The organism is Moorena sp. SIO3H5 (genome assembly GCF_010692395.1).
Lineage (GTDB): Bacteria > Cyanobacteriota > Cyanobacteriia > Cyanobacteriales > Coleofasciculaceae > Moorena.
Genome location: NZ_JAAHHS010000301.1, coordinates 1 through 9,549 on the forward strand (window position 1 = coordinate 1; position 9,549 = coordinate 9,549).

The 9,549-nt window shown below is 40.6% G+C and carries 9 protein-coding genes; 6 read left to right on the forward strand and 3 right to left on the reverse strand.

Features of this window, described 5'->3' with window-relative positions; translation table 11 throughout:
- Positions 1 to 422 precede the first annotated feature (422 nt).
- Positions 423 to 761 carry a hypothetical protein gene (locus F6K52_RS25945; protein ID WP_293084991.1) on the forward strand — a complete coding sequence of 113 codons (339 nt, stop codon included), beginning with the start codon at positions 423 to 425 and terminating at the stop codon, positions 759 to 761.
- 353 nt (positions 762 to 1,114) lie between these two features.
- On the opposite strand, the gene F6K52_RS25950 is transcribed toward F6K52_RS25945, so the two are convergent.
- Positions 1,115 to 1,333, reverse strand: coding sequence for a hypothetical protein (locus F6K52_RS25950; protein ID WP_293084994.1), 219 nt, complete (start codon positions 1,331 to 1,333; stop codon positions 1,115 to 1,117).
- A 157-nt stretch (positions 1,334 to 1,490) separates the two neighbouring features.
- Between F6K52_RS25950 and F6K52_RS25955 the strand changes: the two genes are divergently transcribed.
- Positions 1,491 to 1,619 carry a hypothetical protein gene (locus F6K52_RS25955; protein ID WP_293084997.1) on the forward strand — a complete coding sequence of 43 codons (129 nt, stop codon included), beginning with the start codon at positions 1,491 to 1,493 and terminating at the stop codon, positions 1,617 to 1,619.
- Positions 1,620 to 1,824: 205 nt separating this feature from the next.
- On the opposite strand, the gene F6K52_RS25960 is transcribed toward F6K52_RS25955, so the two are convergent.
- Both F6K52_RS25960 and F6K52_RS37080 read right to left on the reverse strand, forming a co-directional pair.
- Positions 1,825 to 2,025, reverse strand: a complete 201-nt coding sequence (locus F6K52_RS25960; RefSeq protein ID WP_075901123.1) for a hypothetical protein — start codon at positions 2,023 to 2,025, stop codon at positions 1,825 to 1,827.
- Between the two features lie 54 nt (positions 2,026 to 2,079).
- Positions 2,080 to 2,367: a hypothetical protein gene (locus F6K52_RS37080; protein ID WP_364419711.1), complete on the reverse strand. Its 288-nt coding sequence runs from the start codon at positions 2,365 to 2,367 to the stop codon at positions 2,080 to 2,082.
- A gap of 395 nt (positions 2,368 to 2,762) precedes the next feature.
- Here F6K52_RS37080 and F6K52_RS25970 point away from each other — a divergent pair, with 395 nt between their 5' ends.
- The 4 genes from F6K52_RS25970 to F6K52_RS25985 all read left to right on the forward strand — a co-directional run bounded on the left by F6K52_RS25970 (position 2,763) and on the right by F6K52_RS25985 (position 9,490).
- Positions 2,763 to 3,974 (forward strand): glycosyltransferase family 4 protein, encoded by a 1,212-nt coding sequence (locus tag F6K52_RS25970; protein ID WP_293085004.1) that lies wholly within the window; start codon positions 2,763 to 2,765, stop codon positions 3,972 to 3,974.
- 82 nt (positions 3,975 to 4,056) lie between these two features.
- Positions 4,057 to 5,574, forward strand: coding sequence for an HlyD family secretion protein (locus tag F6K52_RS25975; protein ID WP_293085007.1), 1,518 nt, complete (start codon positions 4,057 to 4,059; stop codon positions 5,572 to 5,574).
- 14 nt (positions 5,575 to 5,588) lie between these two features.
- Positions 5,589 to 7,148 carry a tetratricopeptide repeat protein gene (locus F6K52_RS25980; protein WP_293085010.1) on the forward strand — a complete coding sequence of 520 codons (1,560 nt, stop codon included), beginning with the start codon at positions 5,589 to 5,591 and terminating at the stop codon, positions 7,146 to 7,148.
- On the forward strand, positions 7,145 to 9,490 hold the full coding sequence (locus F6K52_RS25985; protein ID WP_293085013.1) for a glycosyltransferase family 39 protein: 2,346 nt from the start codon (positions 7,145 to 7,147) through the stop codon (positions 9,488 to 9,490). Before F6K52_RS25980 ends, F6K52_RS25985 begins: the two co-directional genes overlap by 4 nt.
- Positions 9,491 to 9,549: the final 59 nt, after the last annotated feature.

A 9,549-nucleotide genomic window follows, 5' to 3' on the forward strand; every position in this document is an offset into this window, starting at 1 on the left:
TACAGGGAATCGGGAATCGGGAATCGGGAATCGGGAATCGGGAATCGGGAATCGGGAATCGGGAATCGGGATGCGCTGGATCAAGACAGGGAGTCAACCTCAAATAAGACTGTACTTCATAACTCAGAGAAACGCTATAGTGTCTTGGCAATCTCATCCTATCGTAAGCATTCAGCCGTCAGCTGTGGAATAGGCATCTTGCCTGTTCGGTGATCTTTTGGAGCGGGCAGGAGCCCACTCTACTCTTATTCATTCTTTGATTCACCAACGCTGTCAATTTGATGATTAATCTTTTGGCTGGGTTGATTGCGTATTGCCACCAACCCAAAAAGCCATCACTCCGCCTAAAGCAAGCTTTACCAGCTTCCGCTTAACCAAAACTGACGTGAATTAATAGGGCAAATTGGCCACCTATTATTTATTTGATTATTTATATTCAAAATATCCAGAATAAAATAATTCATCAAAAAGGAAATATTATGTTGATTAATGACTTGAGTTACTGTGAGGACATTAAAAGCGTTGAAGAAAAAATTGTAGGCGGCATAAATCAAGGTGGTTATGATTTGGTTGTGTCTTATCCTAGTAATAATCATTTGACTAGTGTAATTACTAGTTACACATCAGATGATAAACGCACCAAAGAAAATCCAGTTCCTTGTGACCAGTATATAGGAATACCATCTCCTTGGGAAGCACATATTTTTGAACCTAAGACAACACTAAGATTAGAGGGTGAGCCTCTGAGTTGGGAGTGTTAAAATAGGACATTTTTTTATTTTGACGGCAATTTGTTTAAATCGTTATGTAATCATATTTTTTTTGTGACTCAAATGTAATGCCCAAATTCCTTTTTTTCAGTGATATCACAAACTTTTTACTATCTATATCCTACAGCTAAATAATGATTAACAGATATAGAATTCAGAAAGTTCTGTATCTGTTTTTTTCGCTTGGTTTAGCTTATTTATCAACCTCGACGAGGATTTTCCTGTAAACTTTCACTGGAAGAGACAATTTTTTTTACTGCGCGTGCTGCAGCATCAACATTGTTGATTTTTTTTTATAAATTCGTAATGGCGATTTAACTCATCAATTGCGCTTTTAGTCCAAACTATCTGGGGCATGGGCGTTCTTGATCAGTTCCTAAGCTATCTGCCCATTCGCGCACACGGTTATGATCTACTGATGAACCATTACGACGATAAGCTTCGAGGGCTAATATACTTCGCTGAACCATTTCCTCTTCAGTGAGAGGTTGGAAATTTAATGCTGAGTCTATCTCTCCGTAATCAAAGGATTCTTCTGTTATTTGGTTGGATTGATTGGTCATTAATTTTTTTTAATCTTATAAGTTACTAGATGGAATTATAGCGTTTATTGCAGTTATGAGGTACAACTATAAACTTCAAAGTCCCCCTTATTAAGGGGGATTTAGGGGGATCGCTTTGTACCTCATAAGTCGTAGAATTGCTATATAGCGTTGATCATTGCTATCACCTACACATAATTTTTTACCTACTCCCTTTTCCCTACTCCCTGCTCCCTGCTCCCTACTCCCTGCTCCCTTTTACAAAGTGTTGAATTTAGTAAAACAAGTAAGGAAAATAAAAAAATAGCCGTAGAAATACTATCCACGGCTATTTAAAATCCACAATAAGTCAGTTGAAATGTGATGTCACTAACTTCCCAATTCTAACCCGATGTGATCAGATTGGATTGGCCAAAGGTGACTTGGCCAAGGGGGGAAACCCCCCCAGAAAGTTAGCGATGCAGCGCGGTCTTGGGGGTTTCCCCCATGAGCGACTGCATCAAGACAAGGTGTTATGGCAACAGCCAATACTTGGTTATGGTAGTCATCACTTCCCCGGGAACATCTGTTTGCTCCAGAGGAGTCCATTCAGCAATCTCCGCATAGCCGAGGGAATAAAGCATTTGCATGCTATAGATTACGGCTTCACGAGAACCTTTCAAGACGTGGTGAGCAGGTTGTTTTTTGAAATTTCGGGAAAATTTTTGTGACATCACTAAAAAATCTAACTCATCGGGTTTACAATGATTATTGTAATGATTATAATTTTAATTGTCAAGGGTTTTTAAAAACTTTTTTTTGGGAGTTTTAGGGGTAATAAAAAAACAAAAATATTCTGAATAAATTACATATAGCGTTTCTAGGACTGATGAGGTACACATTATTTTTTCCCTCTTCCCACTTCCCTTCCCCTCCTGGGAGCTCCCTACTCCCTGTTCCCTGTTCCCTTTGGTATAATACCCTCTCCCATCAAGATGTTCAGTCCCTTTGCCCCCAAAGAATTTTTCCAATAGATACAATTGAGCGCTGACTAAGCCTAAGACTTTGAAAATCATCCCTTTAACTACGACTCCAGCACTCACAAGAACTTCGGGGTGCCTTACTAATGCTGGCTTAACTTATTCACTAAACTAATCTGGTTGATTATGCCAGCCAATATGTCACTATGGTCAAGATTTTGTACTTCCATTAAAGATGCTATTAGTGTTATGGTTCAAAAATACCAAAGCTCTGGGATATAACCTGCAGAATATATAGTAAATGTAAGCTAATCCCCTACGCCCACCCTACGTGAAAAGCTAGCTTATTGTATTCAAAGCTACCGATTGTACTACGGGTATTAGCTGATAGCTCAATGCTTACGTATAAATACTGTTAACTTCATTATTTTTTTGGGAATTGTATTTATAGAACCTAAGACTATGAGTACTAACCTCATCAAAAACTAACTATGGTTAACGATCTAGAAACCACAAAGCTTCAAGGAAAACACATCTTAGTTTTGTCTTCGGTCTATCCTCTAACACCCGATGGGAATCATGGAGCCTTTGTCCGTGAAACAATTCTGCGTTTGCAGCCAACAGGAGCTAAATTTACAGTCTTTGCTCCTGCTTACGAAGCTTCTAAAAGTTATACCCTAGAGGGTGTTCATATTTATCGCTTTCGCTACTGCCTGAAGCGGTTTGAAAATCTAGTACGGGATGGTGCTCCTACTAAGCTGCAAAGACAACCTTTGAATCTGATTCCTGCCACCCTATATGTTATTCTTGGTACTGTGCAGCTGTTTTGGTTATGTTTACGGAAGCGACCCGACTTGCTTCATGTTCAGTGGCCCTTTCCCCATGGCGTGATGGCGATGCCTGCTGCCAAATTATTAGGCATCCCCATGGTATTGAGCTGTCATGGTGGCGAACTATTATTGGCAAAGAAGTTTGGTTTTGTGGCCAGCTTTCTCCGCTGGTTCTTACCTATGGCCAAAGGAATTACAGCTAATTCCTCCTTTACTCAAGGTCTAATCAATAAACTTTATGACGGCCCAGTAGAAGTTATCCCTTATGGTCTGACTATAGAGGCAAAACCAGCCATACCACGTCAGGAGGGAGAAGTACCTAAAATACTATTTGTGGGAAGATTAGATGAGCGCAAAGGTGTGCGATATCTTCTAGAAGCCTTACCTATAATTTTGGCTAAACAACCTGTACGTCTGAGAATTGTCGGCAAAGGAATTTTGGAAGAAGAACTCAAAGCTCAGTGCCAGGAGTTGGGTTTAGAATCAGTAATAGACTTCTTGGGTTTTGTCACTAAAGAAGAACTAGCACAAGAATATGCCTCCTGTGATGTTTTTGTCTTGCCCTCAATCGTTGACTCCAAAGGAGATACTGAAGGGTTAGGCATTGTTATGATTGAAGCTCTTGCCCATGCTAAACCCGTTGTGGCTACCCCTGTTGGAGGAATTCCCGACGTTATTATTCCAGATCAAACCGGTTTGCTCGTACCAGAAAAAAACCCTAACGCCTTAGCAAAAGCTGTCCTGGAATTGTTGGCAAATCCAGAAAGAGCAGCAGAACTAGGACGTAATGGTCTGTCTGATGTTCAATCACGATTTAGTTGGGAGCGAATCATCTTATTGTGGCAAAAGGTTTTTGTCAAAGCTGTAGATTAATACCAAATCCGCTCTAAAAATCTCCTTGATGAAAACCGGATTTACTAGAATTGGTCGTTATTAACAAATCCCGAACGATACAATGTTACAAAGCATGATTCGCCTGAGAACTTGGCTTTCTCCCCTAGTTTTATCTTTTCTGGTAATAGCTCCCATTGGCATCATTGTAGTTCTCACTGTTACCGTTATCGCCTCCAGTCTCAATGATCCAGAAACCAAAATTTACTCTTCCTCTCTAGGTTCACCAGCTCGACAACGAAAAGCTGGTGAACCCATAGAGGTTGAGGCTGTACCAGTGACGTTTAAAACCTTAGAGGATAATCTGGCTGCCCCTGGTGAATCTGTGGCTCTTCAAGAGGTGGAAATTCGTCCCCAGGTAACTGGGGAAGTTGAAAAGGTTTACGTGATGGAAGGGGATTGGGTACGTCAAGGTCAGCCTTTGCTAAAGTTACACCAGCCTCCGTTTCAAGATAAAGTTGCTCACGCCGAAAATAATTTAGCGATCGCTATTACTGATCTCAAAGGTTATGAACTGGCAGCAAAAGAAAACTTAAGTCGGTTAGAACACGATATTGAATCAGCACAAGTAAGACTTTATAATGCTAAACAGAGAGTTGATGAAATTGAATCGTTGTTAGAGAAAGAGGTAAAAAATAACGTTGAAGCAGCAGAATTTAGACTAAATACTGCTAAGGAGAAACTAGAGCGAATCAAACCCTTAATAGAGGTCGGTGCAGTTCCCCAATTTAATCTCAACGAGGCAGAAGATGTGTATGCTACTCGCAAAAAAGAACTACTCAATGCTCAACAGGGTCGTTTTGGTTCCCAAGACCGACTCTTTAGTAATCAGGATGTTTACATTGTTAATCAATTACAACTAAAAAGAGCTGAGCAAGCCCTAGAGCGTACCAGAGTAATAGAAGAAAAAAACATTGCACGAGCCCGCCTGAATCTGGAAAATCGCAAAATACAGCTACGGCAAGCCAAAAGAAACTTAGAAAACACAGTAATTAATGCTAATAATGATGCTTTGGTCAGCCGAGTAGATATTCATGCTGGAGATTTAGTCAGTGCTAGTAGCCGCGCCAATTTAATGATCTTAACCAGTGATATCGTCTTCAAAGCTTATGTTGACCAAGCACGACTTGACCATATTGAAGTGGGTGACCAAGCCACAGTTCGCTTAACTGCCTACCCAGGACGTACCTTTTTAGGAGAGGTAATTAAGATCAATCCTACGATTGAAACTGAGGCAAAGAGACGCACAAAAGTAGGTGTTGACAGGCAATATACTTATTCAGTATTGGTCAAGGTTTCTAATCTAGAAATGCCACCAGGTCTACAGGGTTATGCCCAGTTTGATAAAGAAAAAACTAGCTTATTTATTCCAGAAACTTCAGTTACCCATTTGTCTGGTGGTGAAGGTATGGTGATGGTAGTAGAAGAAGGAAAAGCAGTTGTAAAAAAAGTCAAGCTAGGGAGAACCTTTGATAACCAGCGTGAACTTATAGAAGGTTTGCAACCAGGAGAGCAAATTGTAGTTCATCCGAGAGTTTTAAATCCTGGTGATGATTTAAAAATTATCAGCCAGGAGGAGTAAATTAGGAGTATTTGATGTTGAGTAATATACTTAATCGTCTACTTAATCGTCTTCGTCAATTTATTAACTCTCACCCCTACTTAGGCTTAATTACTAGTAAACTTCAAAACTTACTCCTCTTAATCCAATGGTTTACCTTGGCAAGGATGAGCTTATTTGTTGCTAGTTTAGCCTTATTATCAGGAGCAAAATCTCCCTGGTACAACCTACCACAAGAATCTTTAGATGCTTTTGATACTAATCTGTTTGTTATTAACTCAGTCAGATATTTAGTTATCTTATTTCCCTTAATAATTCTAATCGCCTTATTCATTGACGCCTTCCATCCTGTTGCTCGTTTAATGTTGTGGGTAGGATTGTTCGCAGTCTTGCTATTTCCCTATTTTTTTACCACTTACTCGCCGACTGTCACTTTCTTATCCACATCTTATTCCCAACAAGGAAACCGAGCATCATCTCATGTTGAAAAAAAGTTTTCTCATGTTAATGCTCAGTGGAAACAAAATATAGTTTTGGATGCATCTAAACCACTCCCATCAATCTTTAGCTTCAAAATTCCAGATAGCCGTTTCTTTCAAATGTCTTCCTGGGATACAGTTTGGCTCGAAGGTTTTGGCTATAAAAATGGTTTTTTTAGTAGTATCGGTAAGGGCTGGAGTTCCACAATAACTGGGCTAGTGATTGGCTTAATTGGTCTTTATATGGGATTAGGGACTAAAGGCATTGATGGTTTGATTAAGGATATGACCCGTTTGCTGCCGGTACTAGGATTAGTTCTGGGCTTAATTGTTATCTCCTTAATTGGAGTCAATATTATTAATTATCAAATCGATGCCCTTTTTGCCAAGGGAGAGTACAACAACGTTGTAGCAAAAAGTGAACAACTATCATCTTGGTATCCACCCTTGACAGGAGATTTATCTTTCCTCATACGCTGGGGAAAAGCTAGTTTTTATGGAAAGGAATCCAATCCAGCTTTAATCAATTTTGTCAAAGGGATAGAACGTTATAATCTTGGAGACTTTGCCCAAGCTGAAAGATATCTGCAAGCATCTTTGCAGATACAACCCAATCTCTTTTTAGCTAAGGAATATCTAGCTTCTGATTTGATTAATCAAGGAGTTGAATACGCTAAATATACTGATGGTCCTAAAAAACCCGTCAAATCTGTACCTGTTCCTTACCGAGGTAATTTTAGAGATAGTTCCCAAGCTCAAGCAAGAGCTAGTTCTCAAAGACCTACCGGAGCTGCTGAATATTTTGAACGGGCAATAGAGGTTTTTCCTGATCATATCGAAGCCCTCTATGACCTGATGTTGGTCAGAGCTATTAATGGTGAATTTGAAAAGTCTGCTCAGGCTGCATTGAAAATTATCGATGCCGAGAAATACTTGCAACTGCCGAATGTGGCTTTACTGGGGCAAGCCTATATGCATTTAACGTGGGCTGACTATCACGGTGACGATATAGAAACTGCTTGGAAACGCTATCGCCAAACTGCGGATTCTGGAACTTGGGAAGAATTGATTACCGATCCTGGGAGTTCGGAAGAATTGATTGAGGAGCAACCGTGAACATCTTAAATCGTTGGCTATGTTTGGCGGTGATTGTAATCTGTGGTTGTTTAGTGGGGATATTGGGTTTTTCGATCTGGGATAAAGTCCCCAGTACCGTTGAGCCAGTAGCTTGGTCTCCTCAAGTCCAGTGGGTTGGTCCGTCAGAACCTAATTATCGTTTTTATCTCCGCCGTAGCTTTGATTTACCAAATAAGGCACAAACTGGTTGGTTGCGTATTAGTGCAGACAACGACTTTATTCTTAATGTTAATGGTAAAGTGATATCTCATGAAGTAACCTACTACAGTCGCATTCCCCGTAATACTCTCGGTTTAGTTGCTCGGCGCTCTGACCCTTACCAAGGTTTTAATGATACTCATCCTTACTACTTTGTACCTGGTGACTGTATTCAGGTTGCCTTTGCCAAAGACTGGAGGTTAACTACTTATGTAGACCTTACCCCTTACCTAAAACCTGGTAGAAACATAATAGCTTTGGAAGTGCAAAAAAGTACTGAAAAGCCTCGTGTCGCAGTTGAGGGTATGGTTTATCCTGTCAGATCCTTATCTCCCATCAACTTAAGCACAGGAGTAAGCCCTTGGCGAGTTTCTATTCATGGAGAAAACCGCAGAGAAATCAAATGGTCTGATTCAGAATTTCCAGACCAAAGCTGGCCAGAAGCCCAGACTCTTGGTCCAGTAAAAGAAGCCACCTACTCTTTCGTGAGTAAGCATTTATTTGAGCGTCCTTTAGAAGGTAATTGGATTACAGGAATTGACACTGCCCAGGGAGAGGTTTGGCTGAGAGGTTCTTGGGAAATTCCCAAAAAACGCCAGCGTAGCTTCATTCGCTATGCCGGAGAAGGAGATTATGGGGTGATGGTCAACGGTACGCTGGTTCAACACGATAATAGCCAACAGCTCCATATGCAAGACGTGACGAACCTTGTACACACTGGTCTCAACACCATAGCAGTGCGCTTGGAGCGTCCACTGGACAGGGATTGGTCTCCATATGGCAGGGGCAATTTAACTCCCAATGGTGCCATTGGTTTTTTCTTAGATGGTTGGGTCGAAACTGCCCAAGGAGATATTACCGGGACTATTGCTACTGGCAGTAATTGGACAACTTTGCCCAAGCCTGTGCCTGGTTGGAGCAAGGGTAATGGTCAAGGAGAACCAGCAATCTTCCTAAGGTCAATAAGACCAGAACAATTGCAACGTAAGTTTGAAGGCAATGCTTACCTACTCAACTATCCTGATTACCTGTTACACCAAGCTATTTGGTGTTTGGGAGGAATTGCGTGTATCTGGGTTTATGCCTTGATTCTCGGTTGGTATGGATCCAATGATCGCAACAGTTGGTGGAATACCTTTGGTACTGGTGCTGCTCTGCTCTTACCGGGTACTTTATTTTTAATTGATATTGGTTTACTCAAACACCGTTTTGCTGAGGCAGAAAAAGCATTACTATTTTCTTTGTCTCAAAGCAATAGTATAATTTTGCTGGGCTTTGTAAGCATTCTCTTGCTGACTTTACTTTACTATCAGCTGCGGCGTAGAAAAGGTAAAGGTTTGATATGGATTTTTTGGTATTTTTTAGGCTTATTTAGCATCCTTGGTAGTGCTTTAGTAGCAGGGAGTAGAATACTAGTACCTATTTTCGTTGGTACTGGTGTAATTGCTAAAAAAACTCTATGGTATAGCACCAAATTTCATCAAAATCAATGGCGATATAATTACAACTTTTGGGCAAAACTATATTCAACTTGGGGAAAGTGGTTCCTACTGGGAGTGATTGTCCTGATTGGTTTTATTCTGAGAACTTATAAACTAGGTTTTCTGGATTTAGAACCCGATGAAAATGTCTCTTTTGATGCCATTAGAGGTATACTCCGTACCGGAGCCCCCATTGCTGTTTCTGAGATTTGGTATACTCGTGGTCCTTTCTTTCATTACCTACTAGCCGCATGGATGAAGATCGTAGGAGAGTCATACATCAATGGTCGCTTCATGTCTGTGATTTGGGGTACGGCTACTCTAGTTGTTGTGTTTATCATTGCCCGTAATATTACCGGCAAAATCTGGATTTCTCTGATAGTAACGGCACTTATTGCTATAGACCCTTGGGAACTTTGGTATTCACGAAACTTACGGTTTTATCAAGTTACTCAGTGTCTTTATTTACTCTGTTTTTTAGGTTTTGTCAAGGGATTTATCGAGAAATCTGGCAGATGGTATCAGTATCTCTATTTGATTGCTTTGACTCTGGCTTTGATATCCCAAGAAGTGACGATGACCTTAATCCCAGCAATAGTAATTGGTTGTGCATGTTTGGTGTATTTTTACGAGAACCAATAGCTTGGTCATACCAGGTTGGTGTAAGTGTGTGACGCGCGTAATTGAACGTTGAACGAAGA